Origin of the sequence: Streptomyces sp. NPDC101118 (assembly GCF_044759445.1) — a bacterium.
GTDB lineage: Bacteria > Actinomycetota > Actinomycetes > Streptomycetales > Streptomycetaceae > Streptomyces.
Genome location: NZ_JBIVZG010000025.1, coordinates 52460 through 76346, shown reverse-complemented (window position 1 = coordinate 76346; position 23887 = coordinate 52460). Strand labels below are relative to the sequence as shown.

Sequence of the window (23887 nt, the reverse complement as noted above, 5' to 3'; positions counted from 1 at the left end):
CGCCGCCCGGCCCCGCCCCGCCCGCCCCGCGCCGCGGCGCAGAGCGGGCGGGGCCGCTCCGTGACGCCGCCCCGGCGCCCGCTCAGACGTCCAGCAGTACGGTGAACGGGCCGTGGTTCGTCAGCGAGACCCGCATGTCCGCGCCGAACCGGCCCGTCTCCACCGTCGCGCCCAGCTCCCGCAGCCGCGCCACCACCTCGTCGACCAGCGGCTCCGCCACGTCACCCGGCGCGGCCGCGTTCCAGGTGGGGCGGCGGCCCTTGCGGGCGTCGCCGTAGAGCGTGAACTGGGAGATCACCAGCAGCGGCGCGTTCACGTCCGAGCAGGACTTCTCCCCTTCCAGGATCCGCACCGACCAGAGCTTGCGCGCCAGCTGCGCCGCCTTCTCCGGGGTGTCCTCGTGCGTGACCCCGACCAGGACGCACAGTCCCTCGCCGACGATCTCGCCCACCGTCTCTCCGGCCACCACGACGCTCGCGCCGTCGACCCGCTGAACCACTGCTCGCATACCACTTGTGTAGCAGGCGTGCACCCGTCTGGGGCCGATCGGGTGGAGTGCGCCTGCACCGGGGCCACGGTCAGTGGCACGATGCACGCAGGCCGTGCGCCCAAGCGAGGGGACAACAATGGTGATGAGTTCTTCCGGTGCCGGGCAGCCCTCTGGACCCGTTCCGACGGCCGCGCGCCCGCCCGTGCAGCGCACCGGCGAGCGACCCGGCTGCGGCACGCTGCCGGACGTGCCCCGGCACGACCTGGGCCTGCTGCGGCTGCCCGAACTGCGCACGCTGCGCCGCGAGGCGACGCGCGACGAGGCGGACCTGAGTTACGTGCGCCGCCTGCTCCAGGGGCGCATCGACATCCTGCGGGCCGAGCTGGCCCGGCGTACCGATCCCGAGGCGCCGGTGGCCCCGGAGGCGCCCGTCGTGGACCGGCTCTCGGAGATCCTCGCCGACGCGCCCTCCAGCCGGGGCACCTCCGCCCGGCACGTCACGCTCGGCACCCCGCACGGCGAGGAGTACCGGCTGCTGGCGGCGGAGATGCTGGGGGACGTCGAGCTCTCGGACCTGGACGCCAGGACCGACGGGGAACTGCACGAGGGCCTCGGCCGGCTGGTCCGGTACGAGCAGCAGGTCTCCCGGCGCCGCCAGGCGCTCCAGCGCACCGCGGACGACTGCAGCGCCGAGATCACCCGGCGGTACCGGGAGGGCGAGGCACAGGTGGACGACCTGCTGGCCTGAGGCCTGCCGGCTTGGGGCCTGCCGGCTTGGGGCCTGCCGGCTTGAGGCCTGCCGGCTTGAGGCCTGCGGGCGGGGCCTGGGCCTGGGAAGGGCGGGCGGCGTCGGGCCGTCCGCCCTTCCCGTCGCGGCCCGTTTCGCCGGGCCCGTCCAACACGCGCCGCGCGCCGGGGAAATTCGCGTGACGTTCAGGACCGCCCGGCCTAGCGTGACCGGAATGAGCGCTGAGATCCGCACGATCACCGAGCCCGAGGTCGAGGAGTGGACGCAGACGACGCTGACGGGCTTCCTCACCCCGCCGGCCGTCACCGCCGAGGACATCGAGCAGAAGGTCAAGTACACCGACCTCTCCCGCTGCCAGGGCGCCTTCGACACGGACACCGGCCGCTGCGTCGCGTCCTTCCGGTCCTTCGCCCAGCAGCTCACCGTGCCCGGCGGCGCCGCCGTGACTGCCACGGCCGTATCCGGTGTGGTCGTCCTCCCGACCCACCGCCGGCAGGGCCTGCTCAGCCGGATGATGGAGGCGGACCTGACGGCGGCCAAGGCGCGCGGCGAGGTCGCCGCCACCCTGATCGCCGCCGAGTACCCGATCTACGGCCGGTACGGCTTCGGCGTCGCGACCTCCCTCGCGGAGTGGGAGGTCGACGTCCCGCGCACCGGCCTCGACCCGCGGCACACCGTCTCGCTCGCCGGCGGCCGCATCGACCTGACCGACGCGGCCGGGGCCCGCGAGGCCGGTCCGGTGGTGCACGAGAAGCTGCGCGCCCGGCAGCCCGGTGTCACCGACCGCTCCGACCGCTGGTGGAACCTGGCGACCGGCCTGGAACGCAACAGCCACCACCCGTTCAAGGAGCCCTTCTACGCCGTCTACCGCTCGGCGGACGGTGAGCCCGAGGGCTTCGCGGTCTACCACGCCGACGACAAGTGGACCGACGCCAAGACCCCCGACAACACGCTCACGGTGCGCGACCTGATCGCCGCCACCCCCGCCGCCGAGCGGGCGCTCTGGCACTTCCTCTGCTCGGTCGACTGGGTGCGCAAGGTCCGTACGGGCTACCGCGCGCCGGACGACCTGCTGACCGGCGTGCTGCCGAACCAGCGCGCCGCGGCCGTCGTCACCAGCGCGGACTGGCTGTGGCTGCGGCTGCTGGACGTCGTACCGGCGCTGGAGGCGCGGACGTACGAGGGCCGTGGCGTCCTCGTCCTGGACGTGGCCGACCCGGCGGGCCTGGCCGGGGGCCGCTTCCGGCTCGACGCCACCGGTGAGCGGGCCGTGTGCGCGCCCACCACCGACGAGCCCGACCTCGCCCTCGGCGTGGCCGAGCTGAGCTCCCTCTACCTCGGCGACGCCTCGCCCGTACGGATGGCCACGCTCGGCCGGATCGAGGAGCGGACGCCGGGCGCCGCGGCGCTGGCCGAGGCGGTGTTCCGCACGGCCCGCAGGCCGTGGAGCCCGGACATCTTCTGAGGCCGCGGCACCGACGGGCCGTGTGCCGGAACCACGTGATCGAAAGAAAGCACATGTCAGACGCAATGCCGGCGCACCCGCACGACTACGGCTCCGTGGTCCTCGCCCTGCGGGGGGCGGGCTGCGTCTTCGCCGAGGACGAGGCGCGGATGCTGGTCTCCGCCGCCCCGACGCCGGCGGCGCTCACCGAGATGGTCGGGCGGCGGACGGCCGGGGAACCGCTGGAACACGTCGTGGGCTGGGCCGAGTTCTGCGGCCGGCGCTGGGCGGTGGGGCCGGGGGTGTTCGTACCGCGCCGGCGCACGGAGTTCCTGGTGGGGCTGGCCTGCGAGGCGGCTCCGCCGGGCGCGGTGGTCCTGGACCTGTGCTGCGGGGTCGGCGCCGTGGGCGCGGCGGTGGTGGCGCGGCTGGAGCCCACGGCGGAGCTGTACGCGGCGGACATCGCGCCGGAGGCGGTCAGGTACGCGCGGCGAAACGTTGCTCCGCTGGGCGGCGAGGTCTTCGAGGGGGACCTGTACGAGCCGCTGCCGCGGGAGCTGCGGGGGCGGGTGGACATCCTGGTGGCGAACGCCCCGTACGTACCGACCGACGAGATCGGGCTGTTGCCGCCGGAGGCGCGGGAGCACGAGCCGCTGGTGGCGCTGGACGGCGGTGCGGACGGGATGGACCTCCAGCGCCGGGTGGCCGAGGAGGCCCCGCGCTGGCTGGCGCCCGGCGGCCGGCTGCTGGTGGAGACCAGCGGGCGCCAGGCACCCGGCACGGCCGGGGCCTTCGCGCGAGCCGGCCTGGAGACCACGGTCCTGGAGTCGGAGGAGTGGTGCGCGACGGTCGTGGTGGGCCGCCGGGTCTGACGTCCGTACCGCCTTGTAGAACAGGGGTGTTGGGGGCGCGGACCGGCCGCGGCCCGGCTGCGGGGGGAGGGGCGGGCCGTGGACGACGTGACCTGGCTGACGGCGGCTTTCGAGGAGCACCGGGGACACCTGAGGGCGGTGGCGTACCGGATGCTCGGCTCGGTGGGCGAGGCCGAGGACGCGGTGCAGGACGCATGGCTGAGGGCGAGCCGGGCGGACACCGGTGCGGTGGAGAACATCGGCGGCTGGCTGACCACGGTGGTGGCCCGGGTCTGCCTGAACGCCCTGCGCTCGCGCGAGCAGCGGCGCGAGGACCCGCTGGAGTCGCGGATCCCGGACCCGGTGGTGACCGCGGAGAGCGGGGCCGACCCGGAGAAGCAGGCCCTGCTCGCCGATTCCGTGGGGCTGGCGATGCTGGTGGTGCTGGAGTCGCTGGCGCCGGCCGAGCGGGTCGCCTTCGTGCTGCACGACATGTTCGCCGTGCCCTTCGACGAGATCGCCCCGATGCTGGAGAAGACGCCGGCGGCCACCCGCCAGCTCGCCAGCCGGGCGCGGCGCCGGGTGCAGGGCCAGGCCCCGGCGCCGGATCCCGACCTCTCCCGCCAGCGGTTGGTGGTCGACGCCTTCTTCGCCGCCGCGCACGACGGGGACTTCGGCGCGCTGGTCTCCGTACTCCACCCGGACGTCGTGCTGCGGTCCGACGGCGGCATCGCCCGGACCAGGTACACGGTGACGGTGCGGGGCGCCGAGGTCGTCGCCGGGCAGGCGACCGGCTTCAGCCGCTTCGCGCCGTTCGCCATCCCGGCGCTCGTCAACGGCGCCGCAGGCGTCGTGGTCGCCGCCGACGGCCACCCCCTGTCCGTGATGGCCTTCACCGTCACCGACGGGCTGATCGCCAGCATCGACGTGCTGGCCGATCCCGAGCGGCTGGCGGCGCTGGACCTGGCGGTGGTCCCGGGACGCGACTGACCCGCGGCGGGCGGTTGCCCGGGAGCCCCCCGGCTCCCGGGCGACCGGCCCCCGCCCGCCGGGCTCAGACCAGGCGGAAGAAGAGCGTGTCCTGCGTGTACCAGTCGATGTCCCGGGTGGCCCGCTCCCACTCCCCGTGCTCGAACTCCAGCTTCTCGGCGAGCTCCTGCACGTCGTACCGGAAGTCCGGGTCCATCCGGTCCAGCACGGCGCGGTACGCGTCCGCGGCCGCCTTGGCCCGCGCCAGCGGCAGGTGCCCGATGGCCGGGTAGCCGTCCATCGAGCACGGGATGAACGGGAAGTCCGCCGGCGGCCCGTCGTACAGGAACCCGTGCGGCAGCAGGTCCGCCGGCACCCCCAGGCGCCGCATCTCGTCGTCCACCAGGCCGAAGAACGTCGACGGCTTGGAGTACGTGCCCAGCTGGTACGGGTCCGAGGCGTTGTGGTCGATGACGTGCTGCAGGGCGGAGTGGTACGCGTTCCCCGCGCAGTCGGCGTCGGAGTCGGTGTGCCCCGCTATCAGGTGCTCCAGGGCGTCCGGGACGGACAGCCCCCAGTCGACGCCCTGGCGGTCCAGGTCCGCCTGCTGCGCCCGCGCGTCCCTGCGCATCCCCTCCAGCCGGCGCAGCTGGTCCGGCGTCAGGTCGCCCTTGCTGCCCAGGAACGCGAGGACGTCGGCCTTGTCGGCGGTGGAGTACGAGATGTTGTGGCTCATGACGACCATGGTGCCAACCCCCACTGACAACGCCCCCGTTACGCGCCTCCTGGCGCCGGACCCGTCGTCCGGCTCCACCGACCCTGCGCCCTGCCCCAGGGGCAAGGTCAACCGCCCGCCGGCGGCCGGTCAGGAGGCCGTTGCCGGGGTGGTCCGCAGGTCGACGTTGGCGTGGCTCTCCTGGAAGCTCTGGTCCGAGACGAGGGTCAGGCGGGCGGTGGACCGGAACTCCGGCAGGGTGGTGGACCCGCAGGAGACCATCGTGGTCCTGAGCTTGGCGACGGTCAGGGCCAGCCCTTCGGTGAGGTCGCCGGCGTACGGGACGAAGCCGTCCACGCCCTCCTCGAAGACCAGCTCCCGGCCCCCCTGGCCGTAGCGCTGCCAGTTGCGCGCCCGGTTCGAGCCCTCGCCCCAGTACTCCTTCACGAAGCCGTCCCGGGTGGCCACCTTCGCGCCGGCCGCCTGGTCGAAGCGTGCGAAGAAACGTCCCATCATGACGAAGTCGGCGCCCATCGCCAGCGCCAGGGCGACGTGGTAGTCGTGCACCAGCCCGCCGTCGGAGCAGATCGGCACGTACGCGCCCGTGCGCTCGCGGAAGGCGTCCCGGGCCGCCGCGACGTCCAGGACGGCGCTGGCCTGGCCGCGGCCGATGCCCTTCTGGTCGCGGGTGATGCAGATGGAGCCGCCGCCCACCCCGACCTTGACGAAGTCGGCCCCCGCCTCGGCGAGGAAGGTGAACGCCTCGCCGTCGACCACGTTGCCGCCCCCGACCGGGATCTCAGGATGGTGCTTCTTCACCCAGGTCAGAGCCTGTGCCTGCCAGTCGCTGTAACCGTCGGACGAGTCGAAGCACAGTGCGTCGACGCCCGCCTCCAGGAGGGCCGGGACGCGCTCCCGGTAGTCGTGGGTGTTGATGCCCGCGCCGACCCGCAGGCGGCCGGCGGCGTCCACGAGCCGGCCGGGGTGGCGTCCGTCGCCCTCGGAAGGTCCGGCGCCGGCGCCGTTCTTCACCCGGCGGACCGCCGCGGCCTGGTCCTCGACGGGCTGGTTGTGGTGCAGGAAGCTGAGACCGCCGTTGCGGGCGAGCGCGATCGCGAGGTCGGGCGTGCTGACGGCCTGCATGATCGCGGAGGTGAACGGGGACCGGAGTTCGACCGCCGGCGCCTCATCCGCCGTGTACCGCGACAGCGGAGTGCTCAGGTCCACCGTGGCGGCCGAGCAGTCGGTCCGCGTCCGGTTGGGCAAGAGCAGGAATTCGTTGAACGTCCGCGAGACCTCTGCGATGAGCTGTGCCACTTGTTCCTCCTGACCCGTCGGGCCGGGGCCTGAGTGCCCCCCCGTGAGTACCGCCCCCTTCGTCGTACGGCCCGGACAGGCAGGGAACGCACGGCAGTTGTGGAGGTGCCACGCACTGCGGCAGAGCCCTGACCGGCCCGTTGGTCGAACGGGGTGCGGTCGTGACCCGGCACCTTAGCGATCAATCGGTGACTGCACGAATCCGGTTCCTCGCCGGCGGTCGCCCCGCGGGCGGGGGAGGCGGCCCGGCCCCCCGGAAGGACTACTTTTGCAAGCAGCCGCTTGCAAAAGTTAGCAAGGTGGGGGAGGATCCGGTTCATGGGAACGCTCAATGTCGGCAACCTCGGCGAGTACTTGCGCGAGCAGCGGCGCCAGGCGCAGCTGTCGTTGCGTCAGCTGGCCGATGCCGCGGGCGTGTCCAATCCGTACCTGAGCCAGATCGAGCGCGGGCTGCGCAAGCCCAGCGCCGAGGTCCTGCAGCAGGTCGCCAAGGCGCTGCGGATCTCCGCCGAGACGCTCTACGTACGGGCCGGGATCCTCGACGAGCGCGATCCGGACGAGGTCGAGACGCGCGCCGCGATCCTCGCGGACCCGGCGATCAACGAACGCCAGAAGCAGGTGCTTCTGCAGATCTACGAGTCGTTCCGCAAGGAGAACGCGGCCGCGGACGACACCACGAACCAGCACATGTGATCCGGGAGGACCACCCATGGCCATCGCCGATGACCTGCGTAAGACCCTCACCGACCCCACCCCCCTCTACTTCGCCGCCGGTACGGCCGACCTCGCCGTCCAGCAGGCCCGCAAGGTGCCCGGCCTGATCGAGCAGCTGCGGGCCGAGGCCCCCGCCCGCATCGATGCCGTGCGCAACACCGACCCCAAGGCCGTGCAGGAGCGGGCCAAGGAGGCCCAGGCCGCCGTCACGGCGAAGTTCGCCGAGGTGGTCGGCTCCTTCGACGCCGACCTGAAGAAGCTGGGCGAGCAGGCGCAGGACCTCGCCCTGCGCGGCGTCGGCGTGGCCGCCGAGTACGCCGTCAAGGCGCGTGAGACGTACGAGAAGGTCGCCGAGCACGGCGAGCAGACGGTCCGCACCTGGCGCGGCGAGGTGGCCGACGAGATCGTCGAGATCGCCGAGGTCGTCGAGGCGCCGGCCCCGGCCGCCGGGCCCGAGGCGCAGGAGGCGGCCTCCGAGGAGCCGGCCAAGCCGGCGGCGGCCCGCAAGGCGCCGGCGCGCAAGACGGCCGCCAAGAAGAGCGCGGCCGGTTCCCAGGAGGGCTGAGCCCCCGGCAGGGCAGGGTCCGAGCGGGCGGGATCCGCACCATGAACCGGGCACCGGATGCGGTGTCCGGTTCGTTGTCCGGGTACGCGGGGTACCTTGGCCGCGTCAGACGGTTTCCGTGGGGCTTCCCAGTAGGCGGTGGACGGCATGTTGATGGCAGGGTTCGACTCGCTCCTCTCGTGGGTCTACGTCGGCATGCTCGTGTTCGCCGTCGTGGCCTTCGTCCTGGCGGCGCTGGCCCGGGAGGACGCCTACCGTGCGGCCGACAAGCAGACCAAGAAGTTCTGGCTGATCGTCCTCGGCGTCACGGTGCTCGTCGACTTCTTCCTGGGGATGCTCTTCCTCATGATCGCCGGCCTGGTCGCCACGATCGTGTTCATGGTCGACGTGCGCCCCGCGCTCCAGCGGGTCGGCGGCGGAGGCGGCCCGCGCCGCCGGGGCAGCAGCAGCGACGGCCCGTACGGCCCCTACAACGGCAACCGCTAGGTCTCACGACGGTACGGCGGTACGGCGGTACGGCGCCGGGCCGCCCGCCGGACCCGCCGGCCCGGTGGCAGACCGGTACGACGCCCCGGCACCCGGAACCCCGCCGCTCCCCGGCACCGCCCCGCGTCCGTCAGCGGCGCCCCGGCGAGCGGTCCAGCAGCACCACCGCCACGTCGTCCGTCAGCTCGCCCCCGTTGAGGCGCCGCGCCTCTGTGACGGCGGCCTCCAGCAGGTCCTCGCCGCGGAGCCCGTCCAGCAGGTGCCGGTTGATCATCTCGACCATGCCGTCCTGGCCCAGCCGCTCGCGGCCCTCGCCGATCCGGCCCTCGATCAGGCCGTCGGTGTACATCATCAGGTTCCACGTGCCGCCCAGCTCGACCTGCCTGCGCGGCCAGCGGGCGCGCGGCAGCAGGCCCAGCGCCGGGCCGCTGTCCTCGTACGGCAGCAGCCGCGCGGGACGGCCCGGCCGGGCGATCAGCGGGGCCGGGTGGCCGGCCAGGCACAGGCCGGCGCGGCGGCCGTCCGGGGAGATGTCGACCGTGCAGAGCGTCGCGAAGATCTCCTCGTTGTCCCGCTCGACCTCCAGCACCTCCTGGAGCGTGGCCAGCAGGTCGTCGCCGCACAGCCCGGCCAGCGTCAGCGCGCGCCACGCGATCCGCAGCTCGACGCCGAGCGCCGCCTCGTCGGGGCCGTGCCCGCAGACGTCGCCGATCATGGCGTGCACCGTGCCGTCCGGGGTGCGGACGGTGTCGTAGAAGTCGCCGCCGAGCAGCGCGCGGCTCCGGCCCGGGCGGTAGCGCGCCGCGAACCGCAGGTCCGAGCCCTGGAGCAGGGGAGTGGGCAGCAGGCCGCGCTCCAGCCGGGCGTTCTCCTGGGCCCGCAGTTTCGATTCTGCAAGCTTGTACTGCGCGATGTCGGCGCGCTTGCGCTCGACCGCGTACCGGATCGCCCGGCTCAGCAGCCGGCCGTCCAACTCGCTTCGGAAGAGGTAGTCCTGGGCACCCACGCGCACGGCCTCGGCGGCCCGCTCCGCGTCGGACTCCGAGGTGAGCACGAGCACGGCGTGGCGCGGCGCGAGGCGCAGCACCTCGCGCAGCGTGGCGAGGGCGCCGTCGGCGGGCGCGGTGGTGCGGTCCGCCAGGCACAGGTCGAGCAGGATGCAGTGCACGTCCGGCGTGAGCAGCCGTTCGGCCTCGGTGAGGTTGCGTGCCGTACGGATACGGACGCGCTGTCCCTCGCTGTCGAGGATCTCGGGTACGGTCACGCCGCCCGACGGGTCGTCCTCGATGACGAGCAGGGTGAGGGCTTGCGTGGGCAGACCGGCCTGACCGCTCTCCGCGGCCGGGACATCCCTCTGCCGCGGTACGGGTACGGGCATCGACTTGGTTCCTTCCCTCCCCCCGAGGGTTCCGACGGGGACCATAGCGGTACCTGCGGCGGAACCGTCAATGGAGAAGTGAGAACGGCCACCGTCATATGCCGTATCCCGGGGGAAAGGTCCTGATCCGGGATGACGAACATCACGCCCTTGCGGAGATCCGGTCCAGCAGGCGATACGGATTCCGCACCGGGTCCCCACACGGCCCTCACGGGCGGGGCACCCCGGTCCACGACCGGGGTGCCCTGCCGTGGCTACGCGTCCGGCCGCACGATCGCCTTGATCGGCATCGAGCCCGCGCCCGCGATCGTCACGTGCCGCCCCGGGCGGGGTGCGTGCACCATCGCGCCGTCGCCGATGTACATGGCCACGTGGCTCGCGTCGTCGAAGTAGATGATCAGGTCGCCCGGCCGCATGTCCTTGATCGGCACCTTCTTCAGCAGCCGCAGCTGCTCCTGCGAGGTGCGCGGGATCGTCGTGCCTGCGGCCTTCCACGCCTCGGAGGTCAGGCCGGAGCAGTCGTAGCCCTTCGGGCCCTCGGCGCCCCAGATGTACGGCTTCCCGATCTGTGCGGTCGCGTACTTGATCGCGGCCTTGCCCGCTTCCGTGGCCTTGCCGTTGATCTCCTTGAGGACGCCGGACTCCAGCCACTTGGACTGTTCCTTGTAGGCGTGCTCCTGCTCCAGCTTGAGCAGGCGTGCCTTCTCCTCCGCCTCCAGCTTGTCCTCGAGCGCCTTGGCCGCCGCGATCTTGGAGTCGATCTCCTTCTTCGCGGCCTCCTTCTTCAGGCGGTTGGCCTCAAGGGTCCGCCAGTGCGCGCTCGCCTCGGCCGCGTACCGCGTCAAGTCGTCCTGGGTGCGGTTGAGTTCCGCGATCACGCCCATCGTGGCCTTCTCGCCCTGCCGCAGCCGGTCCGCACCGTCGAGGAACTGCCGGGGGCTGTTGCTCAGCGCCAGCTGCGCGCCGGGCGGCAGGCCGCCCGTGCGGTACTGGGCGCGGGCGGCGGCGCCGGCACGGTTCTTGAGGTCGGCGATCCGCTGCTGCCCGGCCACGATCTGGTTGGCGAGCGCGACGATCTGGTCGGACTGCCGCTTCGCCTCGCCCTCGGCCAGGTTGTACGCGTCGGTCGCCGCGGCGGCCTTGTGGTAGAGGTCCTCGATCTCCTTGCGGACCTCTTCGAGGGACTTCTTGCCCGGCTCGGGCGCCGGGGCGGCGTACGCGAGCCCCGTGAGCCCGGGAGCCGACAGGACGGCCATGGCGCAGATGAGTGTGAGCGCGCTGGCTCCGCGCCGTCGGTTCACAGTCCCCCCTCGGAACTACAACTGATTTACCGTCAGTAACTTCTCATCGCCAGTGGGGATGGTGCCATGCCCGGATGAATTCCGACACCCCCAGCAGAATGTGTCGCCGAGAACCCACCGGACGCAACGCTTCCCCCACCGGCCGTCTACGAACCCACCGGCCGCAGCGCCTCCCAACGCACCGTCAACTCCCCCTGCCGCCACCGTCGCGGCCCGTCCGCCAGCGGCCAGTCTGCCGCCAGCGAGCGCGCCGTACGGATCCACCGCTGCCGCGCGCCCAGCGAGGCGTACGGAGCGGCCGCGGCCCATGCCCGGTCGAAGTCACGCAGGAAGGCGTGCACCGGTTCCCCCGGAACATTGCGGTGGATCAGCGCCTTGGGCAAGCGCTCGGCCAGGTCGGAAGGACGCTCCAGGGAGCCCAGCCGGGTCGCGAAGGTCACCGTACGCGCCCCCTCGGGCCCCAACGCGACCCACACGTGCCGTCGCCCGATCTCGTCGCAGGTCCCCTCCACCAGCAGCCCGCCCGGGGCCAGTCGGGCGCACAGCCGCGCCCAGACCTCCGCCACCCGCTCCTCGTCGTACTGGCGCAGGACGTTCGCCGCGCGGATCAGCGCCGGGCGCTCGCCGCCGTCCAGCGGCACCTCGAACCCCCCGTGCCGGAAGACGAGTCCGTCCCGCTCGTACGGCTTCGCGCCCGTCACCCGCGCCGGTTCGATCTCGATGCCCACCACCCGTACCGCGGGCGCCGCCTCCCGCAGCCGGGCCAGCAGTTCCACCGCGGTCCAGGGCGCCGCCCCGTACCCGAGGTCCACGGCGACGGGCGCGTCGGCGCGGCGCAGGGCGGCCCCGTGCGAGGCGGCGATCCAGCGGTCCATGCGGCGCAGCCGGTTCGGGTTGGTGGTCCCGCGCGTGACCGTGCCCACGGGTCGGTTCGGGGGAGGGGTGCGGGGGGCCATGGGTCGAGGGTAAGCGCAGGTGGGACCGGCTCGTGCCGGGCCCCGGCGGGCCGCCCCGCGGAGCCCGTGCCGGGTGTGGCGGGCCGCCCCGCCGCGCCCCGCCCATAAAAAGTCTGCAAAGTGGAAATGCGGGAGCCCCCGAGCGGGTTGCACCCACGGAGGGCGCAGGCCGGCCCTCCTTCCGTCATGCCCAGAGCGAGAGGACCGCCACGTGACCCAGTACGTGTCCCGGTTCCGCGGCAGGCTCGCCCCCGACCGCTCGGCCCTCGGGGTCGCACCCCCGTCCCGGCTCCGGCTGCCGGTCGGCAACCACCACCGCAAGCCCCGCCGCGTGGCCATGCTCAGCGTGCACACCTCGCCGCTCCACCAGCCGGGCACCGGCGACGCGGGCGGCATGAACGTCTACATCGTCGAGCTGGCCCGGCGCCTGGCCGCCATCAACATCGAGGTGGAGATCTTCACCCGGGCCACCTCCGGCGGACTGCGGCCCGTCGTCGAGCTGGCGCCGGGCGTGCTCGTGCGCCACGTCGACGCCGGACCGTACGAAGGCCTGAAGAAGGAGGAGCTGCCGGCGCAGCTCTGCGCCTTCACCCACGGCGTGATGCAGGCCTGGGCCGGCCACCGCCCCGGCTACTACGACCTGGTCCACTCCCACTACTGGCTGTCCGGCCACGTCGGCTGGCTGGCCGCCGAGCGCTGGGGCGTGCCCCTGGTGCACGCCATGCACACCATGGCCAAGGTCAAGAACGCCGCCCTGGCCGAGGGCGACACCCCCGAGCCCCCCGCCCGCGTCATCGGCGAGACCCAGATCGTGGCCGCCGCCGACCGCCTCATCGCGAACACCGACGAGGAGGCCGACGAGCTGGTGCGCCACTACGAGGCGGACCCGGCGAAGGTGGCCGTGGTGCACCCGGGCGTCAACCTCGACCGCTTCACCCCCGGCGACGGCCGCGCCGCCGCCCGCGCGCGGCTCGGCCTGCCGCAGGACGCACTCATACCCCTCTTCGCCGGCCGCATCCAGCCCCTCAAGGCCCCGGACGTGCTGCTGCGCGCCGTGGCCGAGCTGGTCGACCGCGAGCCGGCCATGCGCCGCCGCCTGCTGGTGCCGGTGGTCGGCGGGCCCAGCGGCAGCGGCCTGGCGAAGCCGGAGGGCCTGCAGAAGCTGGCGGCCAGGCTCGGCATCGCCGACCTCGTCCGCTTCCACCCGCCGGTCGGCCAGGACCAGCTCGCCGACTGGTTCCGCGCCGCCTCCGTGCTGGTGATGCCCTCGCACAGCGAGTCCTTCGGGCTGGTCGCCATCGAGGCCCAGGCGGCGGGCACCCCGGTGCTGGCCGCGGCCGTCGGCGGACTGCCGGTGGCGGTGAACGACGGGGTGACGGGCTTCCTCGTGGCCGGGCACGACCCGGTGGACTACGCCGACCGGCTCAAGCGCTTCGCCGACGACCCCGGCCTGTCCGAACGGATGGGGCGCGAGGCGGCGCGGCACGCGCGGTTCTTCGGCTGGGACACGGCGGCGGCCGGCACGGCGGACGTGTACACCGCGGCGATGCATGATCACCGCCGTCGCGTACGCTCCCACCATGGCTGACCCCGCGCTGACCGCCGCGCAGACCATCGAGAGCACCCTGGCCGACGCCGGCCTGGAGTGGGAGAACCCCGAGCCGGGCTCGTACGTCGTCAAGCTCCCCGGCACCCGGAAGCTGTCCACGACCTGCTCGCTGCGGATCGGCCGGCACTCGCTGTCGGTCAACGCCTTCGTCATCAGGCACCCCGACGAGAACGAGGCCGGGGTCCACCGCTGGCTGCTGGAGCGCAACCTCAGGCTGTACGGCGTGAGCTACGCGGTCGACCACCTCGGCGACGTCTACCTGGCCGGGCGGCTGCCGCTGGCCGTGGTCACCCCCGAGGAGCTGGACCGTATCCTCGGCTCGGTCCTGGAGGGCGCGGACGGCTCCTTCAACACCCTGCTGGAGCTGGGCTTCGCCTCGGCCATCAAGCGCGAGTACGAATGGCGCACCTCGCGCGGCGAGTCCACGCGCAACCTGGACGCCTTCCGGCACCTCACGGAGAAGGGCCCCGCCGGGGACGCTTCCCCGACGGAGCCCACGAAGGCGGACTAGACGGCGGTACGGCTCTCCGTACCGGCCGCGAGGTCCGCACGGTCGGCCGCGGCCGTGCTCGTGCCCTTCGCGACCGCCTGCGCGTCGCCCGCCGGCAGCCCGCGCATCAGCGCCCAGTACCCGGCCGCGGCCACCGTGCCCAGCACCGCGGTCCCGCCCCACAGCCACGCGGCGCCGAGGCGGTCGATCACGTACCCGGCCATCAGCGGCGCGACCAGCGACGCGACCGCCCAGCTCAGCGTGTACATGCCTTGGTAGCGGCCCCGGCCGTGCACCGGGGAGAGGCGGACGACCAGGCTCATCTGCGTCGGGGAGTTGATGATCTCGGCCAGCGTCCACACGCACACCGTGAGCGCGTACGCCCCGATGGACCCGGCGAAGGCGGTGAGCCCGAAGCCGTACCCCGCGAGGAGCGCCGAGAGGACCAGCAGCCGCTGCGGGTCGCGGTGCTCGATGAACCGGGTGACCGGGATCTGCAGCGCGACGATCAGGAAGCCGTTGACCGCGATGACCAGGCCGTAGTCGCCGGGGGTGAAGCCGGCCGAGCCCATGGCCACCGGCAGGCCGACCGAGCCCTGCGTGAACACCAGGGAGATGAGGAAGGACAGGCCGACCACACCCATGAACCGGCCGTCCCGCAGCACGGTGCCGAGCCGGGTCTCCGGCTCCGCGGCCGCCGCCCGGCCGGTCCGCTCGGGGCGGGACTCGGGCAGCTTCAGGAAGACCAGCACCGCGCAGACGAGGGTGAGCGCCGCCTCGCCGAGGAAGCCGGCCAGGTAGCTGTACTCGGCGACGAAGCCGGCGACGGCGGCGGACACCGCGAAGCCGAGGTTGATGGCCCAGTAGTTCAGCGCGAAGGCGCGCACCCGGTCCTCGGGGCGGACGATGTCGGCCATCATCGCCTGCACCGCGGGGCGGGAGGCGTTGGAGGCCATGCCGACCAGCAGTGCCACGGCCGCGATGGCGGCCGGGTGCTGCATGAAGCCCAGCAGGGCCACGGAGAACGCGGTCGAGGCCTGGGCGGCCAGCATCGTGGGCCGGCGCCCGAGGCGGTCGGTCATCACCCCGGCCACCAGGGAGGAGATCACACCGCCGAGCCCGTGCAGAGCGGCCACAAGTCCCGCGAAGGAGGCCGAGTAGCCCCGCTCCAGGGTCAGGTACAAGGCCATGAAGGTGGCGACGAAGGCCCCGAGCCGGTTGACGAGCGTGCTCGTCCAGAGCCACCAGAACTCGCGCGGCAGTCCGCCGACGCTCTCGCGGACGGCTCTCCTGAGCGAGGCAGCGGACATCTGGATCCCCCCGGCGATGTAAGCATCAATCCAACCGCTGACACGTTACGTAGAGCCGGATTCCAGCGCCACTCAATTCGGCCGGGATATGGCCGGGCGAAGGTCCCGGGACCGGTCCCCGGACCCGTCCCGGGACCGGTCCCGACCGCCCCCTGGACGGCGCGCGCAGGGCCTCCTGCCGTCCATTAGGCTCGTACGCATGGCCGACGCACCGTACAAGCTGATCCTCCTCCGCCACGGCGAGAGCGAGTGGAACGCGAAGAACCTGTTCACCGGCTGGGTGGACGTCAACCTCAACGAGAAGGGCGAGAAGGAGGCGGTCCGCGGCGGTGAGCTGCTCAAGGACGCCGGTCTGCTCCCCGACGTGGTCCACACGTCCCTCCAGAAGCGCGCGATCCGCACCGCGCAGCTCGCCCTGGAGTCCGCCGACCGCCACTGGATCCCGGTCCACCGCTCCTGGCGTCTGAACGAGCGCCACTACGGTGCGCTCCAGGGCAAGGACAAGGCCCAGACCCTCGCCGAGTTCGGCGAGGAGCAGTTCATGCTGTGGCGCCGCTCGTACGACACCCCGCCGCCGGCCCTTGAGGACGGCACCGAGTTCTCCCAGTCCGGGGACCCGCGCTACGCGTCCATCCCGCCGGAGCTGCGCCCGAAGACGGAGTGCCTGAAGGACGTCGTCGTCCGCATGCTCCCGTACTGGTACGACGGCATCGTCCCGGACCTGCTGGCCGGCCGCACGGTCCTGGTCGCCGCCCACGGCAACTCGCTCCGCGCCCTGGTCAAGCACCTGGACGGCATCTCCGACGCCGACATCGCGGGCCTGAACATCCCGACCGGCATCCCGCTCTCCTACGAGCTGGACGCCGAATTCAAGCCCCTCAACCCGGGCGGCACCTACCTCGACCCCGAGGCCGCCGCGGCCGCCATCGAAGCGGTCAAGAACCAGGGCAAGAAGTAGTCCGGAAGCGTTCCGAGGCCTCTCACCCGGCGGTTTCACCCGTCGGGTGGGGGGCTTTTTCGTACTTGGGCCGTGCGCGGGGCCGGACGGGGGGAACGGCGGAGCCGAACGGGGGAGGCGGGGCGGACGCCGATTACCGGGGGCCGGGGGCGTGCGTTTGCCGCGCATGAAGCTGAACCGATACTCCGTGGCCGGCGCCCTCGCCGGCGTCGCCCTGCTCTTCGGCGCCGCCGCTCCCGCCCAGGCCGCGGACACCCCGCTGCTCTCGCTCCTCGACAACCTCAACGTCTCCGACCTGACGGAGACCGTGCACCTCGACCGCGTCCTCAACCCGAACGTGGTGCTGTCCAACGGCAACGTCGCGGCCCTCCAGGACACCGCCGACTCGCTGCTGGCCAAGCCCGAGGCCAAGCCGGCCGCCCAGCCGATGGCCCCGGCCGCCCCGGCCAAGCCGGCGACCCCCTGACCCCCCGACGCACGAGAAGCCCGTTCCCGGTGGGGACGGGCTTCTTCGTGTGAGGTGAGGTCACTTGTTGTGGCCGCCGGGCGCGTGGCCCGCCGGGTTCTGGTTCTCGGTTTCCTGGGTGTGGCTGGCCCCCTTGCAGCTGGGCTGCTGGCCGCCGGGCTCCTGGCCGGCCTTGTTCGAGCACGAGGTGTCGACCGGCTTGATCTCGGCCATGGCGGCGGAGGCGCCGCCGAGCCCGAGGCTGAACGCTGCTGCGGCCGCGGCGACTGCCGCGCCCACTCTTCTCGTTCTTGTCCTCTTTGTCATGCTCTTCACCCTTGACCCGACTTTCGACGGCTGTCAACCGCTCCGTGCCGGTAATAAGATTTCCGGGCTTTTGCACCAAAAAGGCCCTATCCGGGGTTAACCGGACAGGGCCCTTCGTCGCGCACGTGCGCCGGTCAGCCGCCGCACTGGCACGGCGCGCCGGACTGGCAGCCGCAGCCGCAGCCCGAGCCGCAGCCGCAGGCCGCGAGCAGCGGGAGCCGGAGCGGCTGCGCGGCGGGCGGCTGCTGCTCCTGCTCGGGGGTGATCGGTACGGGGGAATCGGCCATGGTTCCTCCTAGGAAGGCGTACGCGCGTACTGCCCTGCCTCATTCATGCCCAGCCCCGAGGGCGCGTCAACGGCGCACTGGCGCAGTGGTGGCCCGGAGCCGCCGAGGACGGCCCCGGCCGTGCTCAGGAGGCCTCGACCGGCGTCTGCAGCTCGTCCGCGTGCTCGCCCGTCACCAGGTACACCACGCGCTTGGCCACGGACACGGCGTGGTCCGCGAACCGCTCGTAGTAGCGGCCCAGCAGCGTCACGTCCACGGCCGTCTCGATGCCGTGCTTCCAGCGGTCGTCCATCAGGTGCTGGAACAGCGTGCGGTGCAGCTGGTCCATCTCGTCGTCGTCCGTCTCCAGCTGCATCGCCAGGTCGACGTCCTTGGTGATGATCACCTCGGCGGCCTTGGCCATCAGCCGCTGCGCCAGCTGGCCCATCTCCAGGATGGTGGCGTGCAGGTCACGCGGCACCGCCGTGTCGGGGAAGCGCAGCCGGGCGAGCTTCGCCACGTGCTGCGCCAGGTCGCCGGAGCGCTCCAGGTCGGCACTCATGCGCAGGGACGTCACGACGATGCGCAGGTCGGTGGCGACGGGCTGCTGGCGGGCCAGCAGGGCGATGGCGCGGGCTTCCAGGTCGTGCTGGAGGTCGTCGATCTTCTGGTCAGCGGCGATCACGCTCTCGGCGAGCTTCAGGTCGGCGTCGAGCATGGCCGTGGTGGCCCGCCCGATCGCGGAACCGACGAGCCGGGCCATCTCGACCAGGCCGTCGCCGATCGAGTCCAGTTCCTCGTGGTACGCGTCCCGCATGGGTGTCCCTCTCTTCGTTACTGCCGGGGGCCGGGGGTTTCGTGTCGCTTCGACCCCCACGCTCCCACGGTGCGCGGCCCACGCGTCGGACTCCGGCACCACAAGTGAATCAGTACGGTCGTCACGGTGAACTCTGGGCGACGACTGTTCGAGGTGCCACCCGAACGGCTGTGGAACTGTCGTCGTGCCTGCTTAACCTGGATCCATGGACGTGAACGCGGCGGTCGCCGCAGCGGCAGCGATCGCCGGGTTGTGCACCGGTGTCATCGCCATGCTGGCGTTCCGCTGGAGCGAGCGCGACCAGGCCCGCCCCACGCGGAGCTCCATGCGCCCCGATCTCAACGCGGTGCTGCCGCCCGGCGTGGACACCGTGCTCTCGGTGCTCCGCTCCTCGGCGGTGGTGCTCGACGAGGGTGACAGCGTGGTGAAGGCCAGCTCGGCCGCGTACGCGCTGGGCCTGGTGCGCGGCGGCAAGCTCGCCGTCGAGCCGATGCTCCACATGGCGCGCGACACCCGCAGGGACGGAGAGATACGGCAGGTCGAGCTGGACCTGCCCCGGCGCGGCACCGGCCGCGGCGAGGCCCTGGCGGTCTCCGCCCGGGTGGCGCCGCTCGGCTCGCGCCTGGTGCTGCTGCTGGTCGAGGACCTCACGGAGGCCCGCCGCATCGAGGCGGTGCGCCGCGACTTCGTCGCGAACGTCTCGCACGAGCTGAAGACCCCCGTGGGAGCGCTCTCCCTGCTGTCCGAGGCCGTCATGGACGCCTCGGACGACCCCGAGGCCGTCATCCGGTTCGCCGGCCGCATGCAGATCGAGGCCACCCGCCTCACCAACCTCGTCCAGGAGCTGATCGACCTCTCCCGGGTCCAGAACGACGACCCGCTCGAGGACGCCGAGCCGGTCCGGGTGGACACCCTGGTCGCCGAGGCCATCGACCGCTGCCGGCACACCGCCTCCACCAAGCAGATCACCATGGCCGCCGGCGGCACCGCGGACCTGCGGGTCTGGGGCAACCGCGGCCAGCTCGCCGCCGCCCTCGGCAACCTCGTCGAGAACGCCGTCAACTACTCCCCGGCCCGCACCCGCGTGGGCATAGCCGGCCGCCGCGTCGCGGCGCCCGGCGGGGACCTGATCGAGATCGCCGTGACCGACCAGGGCATCGGCATCCCCGAGAAGGACCGGGAGCGCATCTTCGAGCGCTTCTACCGCGTCGACCCGGCCCGTTCCCGCGCCACGGGCGGTACGGGCCTGGGCCTCGCCATCGTGAAGCACGTGGCCGCGTCGCACGGCGGCGAGGTCACGGTGTGGAGCAGCGAGGGCCAGGGTTCCACCTTCACGCTGCGGCTGCCCGAGGCCGCGGCAGAACCGAAGCGGCCGACCGCCGGACCGGCATCCGCCGACCACCGCACCGAGTCCCACCAAGTAACAGCCATCCCTGCCCCGGAGGTCCTTCCGTGACCCGAGTGCTCGTCGTCGAGGATGAGGAATCCTTCAGCGACGCCCTTTCCTACATGCTCCGCAAGGAGGGCTTCGAGGTCGCCATCGCCGCGACCGGGCCCGACGGCCTGGACGAGTTCGAGCGCAACGGCGCCGACCTCGTCCTCCTCGACCTGATGCTGCCCGGCCTGCCGGGCACCGAGGTCTGCCGTCAGCTGCGGGGCCGTTCGAACGTGCCGGTCATCATGGTCACCGCCAAGGACAGCGAGATCGACAAGGTCGTCGGGCTGGAGATAGGAGCCGACGACTACGTCACCAAGCCCTTCTCGTCGCGGGAACTGGTCGCCCGCATCCGCGCGGTGCTGCGCCGCCGCGGCGAGCCGGAGGAGGTCACCCCCGCCGCGCTGGAGGCCGGACCGGTCCGGATGGACGTCGACCGCCACGTGGTCACGGTCGGCGGGGCCAAGGTCGACCTGCCCCTGAAGGAGTTCGACCTCCTGGAGATGCTGCTGCGCAACGCGGGCCGCGTGCTGACCCGCATGCAGCTGATCGACCGGGTGTGGGGCGCGGACTACGTCGGCGACACCAAGACCCTCGACGTCCACGTGAAGCGCCTGCGCGCCAAGATCGAGCCGGACCCGGGCGCCCCGCGCTACCTGGTCACGGTCCGCGGCCTGGGCTACAAGTTCGAGCCGTAGGCCGCCCCCGGCGCGTGACCCGCGCCGGGGGCGGTACGTACGTACGTACGGGGAAGGGCCCCCACCCGCTGCCGGGTGGGGGCCCTTCCGCGTGCCCGTGGGGGCGGTGCGTCAGTGACCGGTGCCGTGCGAGGCCGAGCCCGAGGGGGTGGCGGCGGTGCCGGACGGCGTGCCGGCGGAGCCGGAGGGGGTGGCCTGGCCGCCGTGGCCGGCCTCGCCCGAGGCGGAGGCGGACGGGGTGGGCGACGCGGTCGGCGACGGCAGGGCCGGGCGCTCGGACGGGCCGTACTCGCCGAAGTAGCCGGTGGCCGGGACGACGAACGCGTCCAGGCCGATGTCGCCGGTCCGGCTGAACTGGAAGACGACCTCCTGCGCGGCGCCGTTCTCCAGGCCGTCGCGGCCGTTCTCGATCACGGCAGAGGCGTTGCCCTTGCCGCCCAGGATGATGGAGCCGTGGGCGGGCACGACGATCTTGCCGGAGCCCTCGGCGGCCTTCAGCTTCACGGTGCCGGAGGCACCCGGAAGGGTGATGGCGTCCAGGGTCTGGGGGGCCTGGCCGTTGTTGAAGAGCGTCGCGGAGACGACGGCCGGGCCCTTGGCCTCGCGCACGGGCTGCGTGATCACCAGGGCGTTCTGGACCTGGATGTCGCCCTTCTCGGCCGCGGCGTTGTCCGGCTTGATCTCCAGGGTCTGCGCGTCGTTGCCCGCGCCGCAGGCGGCGAGCGATCCGATCGAGAGGACGATGGCGGCGGCGGCAAGGGCGCCGCGTCGAAGGCTGCGGCTCACGGCGGCGGCAACTCCTTGGACGTAAGGACGGTCTAGGCGGAACGGGGGCTCTGCCTGGACAGGTAAAGCCGCCCTAAGGGTGTGTCAGCGGCCTTAGGTTACCGAGCCGCCACCCCGCGTCCGCACCCGACCCTCCGCGCCGCGCGGAGCGCCTCCCGGCCCGGTCCTCGATCTTCCTTTCCCGCGCGCCTTCACATAGCGCTCACAAAACGCGTGTGATCAATTACCGCGGCGTCTTCCGGATGTCTTCCTCCGCCGGCCGGCATTTCACCGGAGCGGGAGCGTGATCGGCTTCACGGCGGCCCCCGTGATCAATTCGGGATTGGCCCCGGGACAGGTGTGCGCCAGTCGAACGGAGTACTTCCGTTTCGCGGCTTCGAACCACGCAAAACGGGACGTACATCACTTCGTGCGGGTCCCCCGGGAGGTGTAACGTGGTCGTTTCGCCTCGTGCGCACAGCCGCTCCGACCTGCGAATACCCCCCTCCGGAAGCCCTCCGCAGCACGTACGCGTCTGTGTTGTCAAGCCCCGAGATATGCCCTGACCTGCGGAAACGCCATTCAGAACAGTCCGTTCTCGTGTTACTCTTGATAGCCACGGAAGGGGTACCTGTCACATGACGTTCAAGGTTGGCGACACCGTGGTCTATCCCCATCACGGGGCCGCGCTGATCGAGGCCATCGAAACTCGCCAGATCAAAGGCGTGGACAAGACCTACTTGGTGCTCAAGGTCGCCCAGGGCGACCTGACGGTGCGTGTGCCCGCGGACAATGCGGAGTTCGTCGGCGTTCGCGATGTGGTCGGCCAGGACGGGCTGGACCGGGTCTTCGAGGTGCTGCGTGCGCCGTACGCCGAAGAGCCGACGAACTGGTCCCGTCGCTACAAGGCAAACCTGGAGAAGCTCGCGTCCGGCGATGTCATCAAGGTCGCCGAAGTGGTGCGCGACCTGTGGCGCCGCGAGCGCGAGCGCGGACTGTCGGCGGGCGAGAAGCGCATGCTCGCCAAGGCCCGTCAGATCCTGGTCAGCGAGCTGGCTCTCGCTGAGAACACCAACGAGGACAAGGCCGAGGCTCTCCTCGACGAGGTCCTCGCGTCCTGACGCGTCCCTGCGTCCTGACGCGACAGTTGTGCCGCGGTGCCCGATGACAGTCCTTCTGTCGCCGGGCGCTGCGGCATGTCTGCGTCCGACCCGGCGCCGCTCCCGGTCCCGTACCGAGGCCGGCTCTGGGTCCGGCCTCGCCGGGTCCGGCCGCGCAGCCGGGTCCGACCCCGTTCTCACCGCAGGGCGTGCGCCCGCCGCCGCCCCGCGTGTTCCCTGAAACGTCTCTCCCTGGCGTGCCGGGCCCGGGCAGCCAGCTTGACCGGTCGTCACGGAAGGGGCCCCGGTCAGGGCATCGTGCCCGGCACCTTCAGGCCATACCCACGTCGGCCGAGGCGACAAACCTGGCCGCCCCACCGATGTCACGACGACGTCACTGTCCGGAGCCACGCATGTCTGACGTAACGCGTCCCGCCACCGACGGGGACACCCCCGGCGGCAGCCGCGGGAGGACCGCCGCGGTGATCCCCGCGGCCGGCCGCGGCGTACGCCTGGGGCCCGGCGCCCCCAAGGCGCTGCGCACCCTCGGCGGCACCCCGATGCTGATCCACGCCGTACGGGCCATGGCGCGCTCCCGCGCCGTCGGCGTCGTCGTCGTGGTGGCCCCGCCCGACGGCGCGGCCGAGGTGCGGCACCTCCTCGACGAGCACGCCCTGCCCGAGCGCACGGACTTCGTGGTCGTGCCCGGCGGCGAGACCCGCCAGGAGTCCGTGCGCCTGGGCCTGGAGGCCCTCCCGGCGGACGTCACCTCCGTACTGGTCCACGACGCGGCCCGCCCCCTGGTGCCCGTCGACACCGTCGACTCCGTCGTCGAGGCCGTCCGCGACGGCGCCCCCGCCGTCGTGCCCGCGCTGCCCCTGGCCGACACCGTCAAGGAGGTCGAGCCGCGCACCGGCGGCGAGCCCGAGCCGGTCGTCGCCACCCCCGAGCGCTCCCGGCTGCGCGCCGTGCAGACCCCGCAGGGCTTCGACCGCGAGACCCTGCTGCGCGCCCACGAGAAGACCGCCGTCAGCGGCGAGGGCGCCACGGACGACGCCGGACTCGTCGAGCTGCTCGGCGTGCCCGTCGTCCTCGTGCCCGGGCACGAGGAGGCCTTCAAGGTGACCCGCCCGCTGGACCTCGTCCTCGCCGAGGCCGTACTCGCCCGCAGGAGGGCCACCGATGCCTACTGAGCAGCCCCTGATCCCCCTCGTCGGCATCGGCACCGACGTCCACGCCTTCGAGCAGGGCCGCGAGCTGTGGTGCGCCGGCCTGCTCTGGGACGGCCCCGAGAACGAGGGCTACGGCCTCGCCGGGCACTCCGACGGCGACGTGGCCGCCCACGCCGCCTGCGACGCCCTGTTCTCCGCGGCCGGCGTCGGGGACCTCGGCGCCCACTTCGGCACCTCCCGCCCCGAGTGGTCGGGCGCCTCCGGTGTCACGCTTCTGGGTGAGGCCGCCCGTATCGTGCGCGCCGCCGGTTTCGAGATCGGGAACGTGTCCGTGCAGGTCATCGGCGTACGGCCGAAGGTCGGCAAGCGGCGCGAGGAGGCGCAGAAGGCGCTCGGCGCCGCGGTCGGCGCGCCGGTGTCCGTCTCCGGCACCACCACCGACGGCCTGGGCCTGACCGGCCGAGCCGAGGGCCTCGCCGCCATCGCGACCGCGCTGGTGTACCGCACGAGCGGGAGCTGACTCCCCGCCGCGTCCGCCACGAATCCCGGCCGCACTTCGGC

General features: G+C 72.8%; 27 protein-coding genes. 16 read left to right on the top strand and 11 right to left on the bottom strand.

Annotated elements, in window-relative coordinates; genetic code table 11:
• Positions 1-82: 82 nt before the first annotated feature.
• A complete protein-coding gene (dtd, locus tag ACIQUQ_RS30740) occupies positions 83-508 on the bottom strand; it encodes a D-aminoacyl-tRNA deacylase (RefSeq protein WP_403982464.1) in 426 nt (141 codons plus the stop codon).
• A gap of 124 nt (positions 509-632) precedes the next feature.
• Between dtd and ACIQUQ_RS30735 the strand changes: the two genes are divergently transcribed.
• From ACIQUQ_RS30735 to sigJ, 4 genes are all read left to right on the top strand, one after another.
• Positions 633-1238: an ABC transporter substrate-binding protein gene (locus ACIQUQ_RS30735; RefSeq protein WP_403982462.1), complete on the top strand. Its 606-nt coding sequence runs from the start codon at positions 633-635 to the stop codon at positions 1236-1238.
• Between the two features lie 214 nt (positions 1239-1452).
• A complete protein-coding gene (locus ACIQUQ_RS30730; RefSeq protein ID WP_403982460.1) occupies positions 1453-2703 on the top strand; it encodes a GNAT family N-acetyltransferase in 1251 nt (416 codons plus the stop codon).
• Between the two features lie 53 nt (positions 2704-2756).
• Positions 2757-3554, top strand: coding sequence for a putative protein N(5)-glutamine methyltransferase (locus ACIQUQ_RS30725; protein ID WP_403982458.1), 798 nt, complete (start codon positions 2757-2759; stop codon positions 3552-3554).
• Positions 3555-3632: 78 nt separating this feature from the next.
• Entirely contained in the window at positions 3633-4523 is an 891-nt protein-coding gene (gene sigJ / locus ACIQUQ_RS30720; protein ID WP_403982456.1) for an RNA polymerase sigma factor SigJ, read from the top strand.
• 64 nt (positions 4524-4587) lie between these two features.
• On the opposite strand, the gene ACIQUQ_RS30715 is transcribed toward sigJ, so the two are convergent.
• Positions 4588-5238 (bottom strand): hypothetical protein, encoded by a 651-nt coding sequence (locus ACIQUQ_RS30715; RefSeq protein WP_403982454.1) that lies wholly within the window; start codon positions 5236-5238, stop codon positions 4588-4590.
• Between the two features lie 129 nt (positions 5239-5367).
• Positions 5368-6534: an IMP dehydrogenase gene (locus ACIQUQ_RS30710; RefSeq protein WP_403982451.1), complete on the bottom strand. Its 1167-nt coding sequence runs from the start codon at positions 6532-6534 to the stop codon at positions 5368-5370.
• A 318-nt stretch (positions 6535-6852) separates the two neighbouring features.
• Between ACIQUQ_RS30710 and ACIQUQ_RS30705 the strand changes: the two genes are divergently transcribed.
• The 3 genes from ACIQUQ_RS30705 (at position 6853) to ACIQUQ_RS30695 (ending at position 8299) form a co-directional block, all read left to right on the top strand.
• Positions 6853-7227, top strand: a complete 375-nt coding sequence (locus tag ACIQUQ_RS30705) for a helix-turn-helix domain-containing protein (RefSeq protein WP_399939052.1) — start codon at positions 6853-6855, stop codon at positions 7225-7227.
• Positions 7228-7243: 16 nt separating this feature from the next.
• On the top strand, positions 7244-7813 hold the full coding sequence (locus tag ACIQUQ_RS30700) for a hypothetical protein (protein WP_403982449.1): 570 nt from the start codon (positions 7244-7246) through the stop codon (positions 7811-7813).
• Positions 7814-7960: 147 nt separating this feature from the next.
• Positions 7961-8299 carry a DUF2516 family protein gene (locus ACIQUQ_RS30695; RefSeq protein WP_403982447.1) on the top strand — a complete coding sequence of 113 codons (339 nt, stop codon included), beginning with the start codon at positions 7961-7963 and terminating at the stop codon, positions 8297-8299.
• Between the two features lie 130 nt (positions 8300-8429).
• Here ACIQUQ_RS30695 and ACIQUQ_RS30690 read toward each other — a convergent pair whose 3' ends face one another.
• The 3 genes from ACIQUQ_RS30690 to ACIQUQ_RS30680 all read right to left on the bottom strand — a co-directional run bounded on the left by ACIQUQ_RS30690 (position 8430) and on the right by ACIQUQ_RS30680 (position 11934).
• Entirely contained in the window at positions 8430-9677 is a 1248-nt protein-coding gene (locus tag ACIQUQ_RS30690; protein WP_403982445.1) for a SpoIIE family protein phosphatase, read from the bottom strand.
• A 254-nt stretch (positions 9678-9931) separates the two neighbouring features.
• Entirely contained in the window at positions 9932-10933 is a 1002-nt protein-coding gene (locus ACIQUQ_RS30685; RefSeq protein ID WP_403982443.1) for an NlpC/P60 family protein, read from the bottom strand.
• Positions 10934-11124: 191 nt separating this feature from the next.
• Entirely contained in the window at positions 11125-11934 is an 810-nt protein-coding gene (locus tag ACIQUQ_RS30680; protein ID WP_399939063.1) for a class I SAM-dependent methyltransferase, read from the bottom strand.
• Between the two features lie 211 nt (positions 11935-12145).
• On the opposite strand from ACIQUQ_RS30680, the gene mshA reads away from it, so the two are divergent.
• Complete coding sequence (gene mshA, locus ACIQUQ_RS30675) at positions 12146-13522, top strand: D-inositol-3-phosphate glycosyltransferase (protein ID WP_403982441.1); 1377 nt, start codon at positions 12146-12148, stop codon at positions 13520-13522.
• Complete coding sequence (locus ACIQUQ_RS30670; protein ID WP_403982439.1) at positions 13515-14054, top strand: YbjN domain-containing protein; 540 nt, start codon at positions 13515-13517, stop codon at positions 14052-14054. Before mshA ends, ACIQUQ_RS30670 begins: the two co-directional genes overlap by 8 nt.
• On the opposite strand, the gene ACIQUQ_RS30665 is transcribed toward ACIQUQ_RS30670, so the two are convergent.
• Complete coding sequence (locus ACIQUQ_RS30665) at positions 14051-15343, bottom strand: MDR family MFS transporter (protein ID WP_403982437.1); 1293 nt, start codon at positions 15341-15343, stop codon at positions 14051-14053. The two genes, ACIQUQ_RS30670 and ACIQUQ_RS30665, sit on opposite strands and share 4 nt — an antisense overlap.
• A gap of 199 nt (positions 15344-15542) precedes the next feature.
• Between ACIQUQ_RS30665 and ACIQUQ_RS30660 the strand changes: the two genes are divergently transcribed.
• Together ACIQUQ_RS30660 and ACIQUQ_RS30655 are read left to right on the top strand one after the other, a co-directional pair.
• Entirely contained in the window at positions 15543-16301 is a 759-nt protein-coding gene (locus ACIQUQ_RS30660) for a phosphoglyceromutase (protein ID WP_403982435.1), read from the top strand.
• A gap of 166 nt (positions 16302-16467) precedes the next feature.
• Positions 16468-16767: a hypothetical protein gene (locus tag ACIQUQ_RS30655; protein ID WP_403982433.1), complete on the top strand. Its 300-nt coding sequence runs from the start codon at positions 16468-16470 to the stop codon at positions 16765-16767.
• 60 nt (positions 16768-16827) lie between these two features.
• Here the strand turns inward: ACIQUQ_RS30655 and ACIQUQ_RS30650 are convergent, their stop codons facing one another.
• From ACIQUQ_RS30650 to phoU, 3 genes are all read right to left on the bottom strand, one after another.
• Entirely contained in the window at positions 16828-17073 is a 246-nt protein-coding gene (locus ACIQUQ_RS30650) for a hypothetical protein (protein WP_403982431.1), read from the bottom strand.
• A 134-nt stretch (positions 17074-17207) separates the two neighbouring features.
• The gene (locus ACIQUQ_RS30645; RefSeq protein ID WP_399939075.1) at positions 17208-17360 is read right to left on the bottom strand and encodes a hypothetical protein; all 153 of its coding nucleotides are present in this window, start codon (positions 17358-17360) and stop codon (positions 17208-17210) included.
• Positions 17361-17484: 124 nt separating this feature from the next.
• Positions 17485-18156, bottom strand: coding sequence for a phosphate signaling complex protein PhoU (phoU, locus tag ACIQUQ_RS30640; RefSeq protein WP_399939077.1), 672 nt, complete (start codon positions 18154-18156; stop codon positions 17485-17487).
• A gap of 205 nt (positions 18157-18361) precedes the next feature.
• Here phoU and ACIQUQ_RS30635 point away from each other — a divergent pair, with 205 nt between their 5' ends.
• On the top strand, positions 18362-19612 hold the full coding sequence (locus tag ACIQUQ_RS30635; protein ID WP_403658224.1) for a sensor histidine kinase: 1251 nt from the start codon (positions 18362-18364) through the stop codon (positions 19610-19612).
• On the top strand, positions 19609-20289 hold the full coding sequence (locus tag ACIQUQ_RS30630; protein ID WP_042813788.1) for a response regulator transcription factor: 681 nt from the start codon (positions 19609-19611) through the stop codon (positions 20287-20289). Before ACIQUQ_RS30635 ends, ACIQUQ_RS30630 begins: the two co-directional genes overlap by 4 nt.
• A 111-nt stretch (positions 20290-20400) precedes the next feature.
• On the opposite strand, the gene ACIQUQ_RS30625 is transcribed toward ACIQUQ_RS30630, so the two are convergent.
• Positions 20401-21075 carry a DUF461 domain-containing protein gene (locus ACIQUQ_RS30625; RefSeq protein WP_403982429.1) on the bottom strand — a complete coding sequence of 225 codons (675 nt, stop codon included), beginning with the start codon at positions 21073-21075 and terminating at the stop codon, positions 20401-20403.
• Between the two features lie 617 nt (positions 21076-21692).
• Between ACIQUQ_RS30625 and ACIQUQ_RS30620 the strand changes: the two genes are divergently transcribed.
• From ACIQUQ_RS30620 to ispF, 3 genes are all read left to right on the top strand, one after another.
• Positions 21693-22175: a CarD family transcriptional regulator gene (locus ACIQUQ_RS30620; RefSeq protein WP_003953493.1), complete on the top strand. Its 483-nt coding sequence runs from the start codon at positions 21693-21695 to the stop codon at positions 22173-22175.
• Between the two features lie 392 nt (positions 22176-22567).
• Positions 22568-23347, top strand: coding sequence for a 2-C-methyl-D-erythritol 4-phosphate cytidylyltransferase (ispD, locus tag ACIQUQ_RS30615; protein WP_403982426.1), 780 nt, complete (start codon positions 22568-22570; stop codon positions 23345-23347).
• Positions 23337-23846, top strand: a complete 510-nt coding sequence (gene ispF, locus ACIQUQ_RS30610) for a 2-C-methyl-D-erythritol 2,4-cyclodiphosphate synthase (RefSeq protein ID WP_403658232.1) — start codon at positions 23337-23339, stop codon at positions 23844-23846. Before ispD ends, ispF begins: the two co-directional genes overlap by 11 nt.
• Positions 23847-23887: the final 41 nt, after the last annotated feature.

Excerpts from the sequence above, each read along its gene's own strand:
- ACIQUQ_RS30695 (WP_403982447.1), top strand. The coding sequence starts at position 7,961 with ATGTTGATGGCAGGGTTCGACTCGCTCCTCTCGTGGGTCTACGTCGGC.
- ACIQUQ_RS30635 (WP_403658224.1), top strand. The coding sequence starts at position 18,362 with ATGGACGTGAACGCGGCGGTCGCCGCAGCGGCAGCGATCGCCGGGTTG.
- ACIQUQ_RS30690 (WP_403982445.1), bottom strand. The coding sequence starts at position 9,677 with ATGCCCGTACCCGTACCGCGGCAGAGGGATGTCCCGGCCGCGGAGAGC.
- ACIQUQ_RS30650 (WP_403982431.1), bottom strand. The coding sequence starts at position 17,073 with ATGACAAAGAGGACAAGAACGAGAAGAGTGGGCGCGGCAGTCGCCGCG.
- ACIQUQ_RS30620 (WP_003953493.1), top strand. The coding sequence starts at position 21,693 with ATGACGTTCAAGGTTGGCGACACCGTGGTCTATCCCCATCACGGGGCC.
- ACIQUQ_RS30730 (WP_403982460.1), top strand. The coding sequence starts at position 1,453 with ATGAGCGCTGAGATCCGCACGATCACCGAGCCCGAGGTCGAGGAGTGG.
- ACIQUQ_RS30700 (WP_403982449.1), top strand. The coding sequence starts at position 7,244 with ATGGCCATCGCCGATGACCTGCGTAAGACCCTCACCGACCCCACCCCC.
- ACIQUQ_RS30645 (WP_399939075.1), bottom strand. The coding sequence starts at position 17,360 with ATGGCCGATTCCCCCGTACCGATCACCCCCGAGCAGGAGCAGCAGCCG.
- ACIQUQ_RS30655 (WP_403982433.1), top strand. The coding sequence starts at position 16,468 with ATGAAGCTGAACCGATACTCCGTGGCCGGCGCCCTCGCCGGCGTCGCC.
- ACIQUQ_RS30680 (WP_399939063.1), bottom strand. The coding sequence starts at position 11,934 with ATGGCCCCCCGCACCCCTCCCCCGAACCGACCCGTGGGCACGGTCACG.
- ACIQUQ_RS30670 (WP_403982439.1), top strand. The coding sequence starts at position 13,515 with ATGGCTGACCCCGCGCTGACCGCCGCGCAGACCATCGAGAGCACCCTG.
- dtd (WP_403982464.1), bottom strand. The coding sequence starts at position 508 with ATGCGAGCAGTGGTTCAGCGGGTCGACGGCGCGAGCGTCGTGGTGGCC.
- ACIQUQ_RS30735 (WP_403982462.1), top strand. The coding sequence starts at position 633 with ATGAGTTCTTCCGGTGCCGGGCAGCCCTCTGGACCCGTTCCGACGGCC.
- ACIQUQ_RS30660 (WP_403982435.1), top strand. The coding sequence starts at position 15,543 with ATGGCCGACGCACCGTACAAGCTGATCCTCCTCCGCCACGGCGAGAGC.
- ACIQUQ_RS30665 (WP_403982437.1), bottom strand. The coding sequence starts at position 15,343 with ATGTCCGCTGCCTCGCTCAGGAGAGCCGTCCGCGAGAGCGTCGGCGGA.
- ispD (WP_403982426.1), top strand. The coding sequence starts at position 22,568 with ATGTCTGACGTAACGCGTCCCGCCACCGACGGGGACACCCCCGGCGGC.
- ispF (WP_403658232.1), top strand. The coding sequence starts at position 23,337 with ATGCCTACTGAGCAGCCCCTGATCCCCCTCGTCGGCATCGGCACCGAC.
- ACIQUQ_RS30685 (WP_403982443.1), bottom strand. The coding sequence starts at position 10,933 with ATGGCCGTCCTGTCGGCTCCCGGGCTCACGGGGCTCGCGTACGCCGCC.
- ACIQUQ_RS30725 (WP_403982458.1), top strand. The coding sequence starts at position 2,757 with ATGTCAGACGCAATGCCGGCGCACCCGCACGACTACGGCTCCGTGGTC.
- phoU (WP_399939077.1), bottom strand. The coding sequence starts at position 18,156 with ATGCGGGACGCGTACCACGAGGAACTGGACTCGATCGGCGACGGCCTG.
- ACIQUQ_RS30705 (WP_399939052.1), top strand. The coding sequence starts at position 6,853 with ATGGGAACGCTCAATGTCGGCAACCTCGGCGAGTACTTGCGCGAGCAG.
- ACIQUQ_RS30715 (WP_403982454.1), bottom strand. The coding sequence starts at position 5,238 with ATGAGCCACAACATCTCGTACTCCACCGCCGACAAGGCCGACGTCCTC.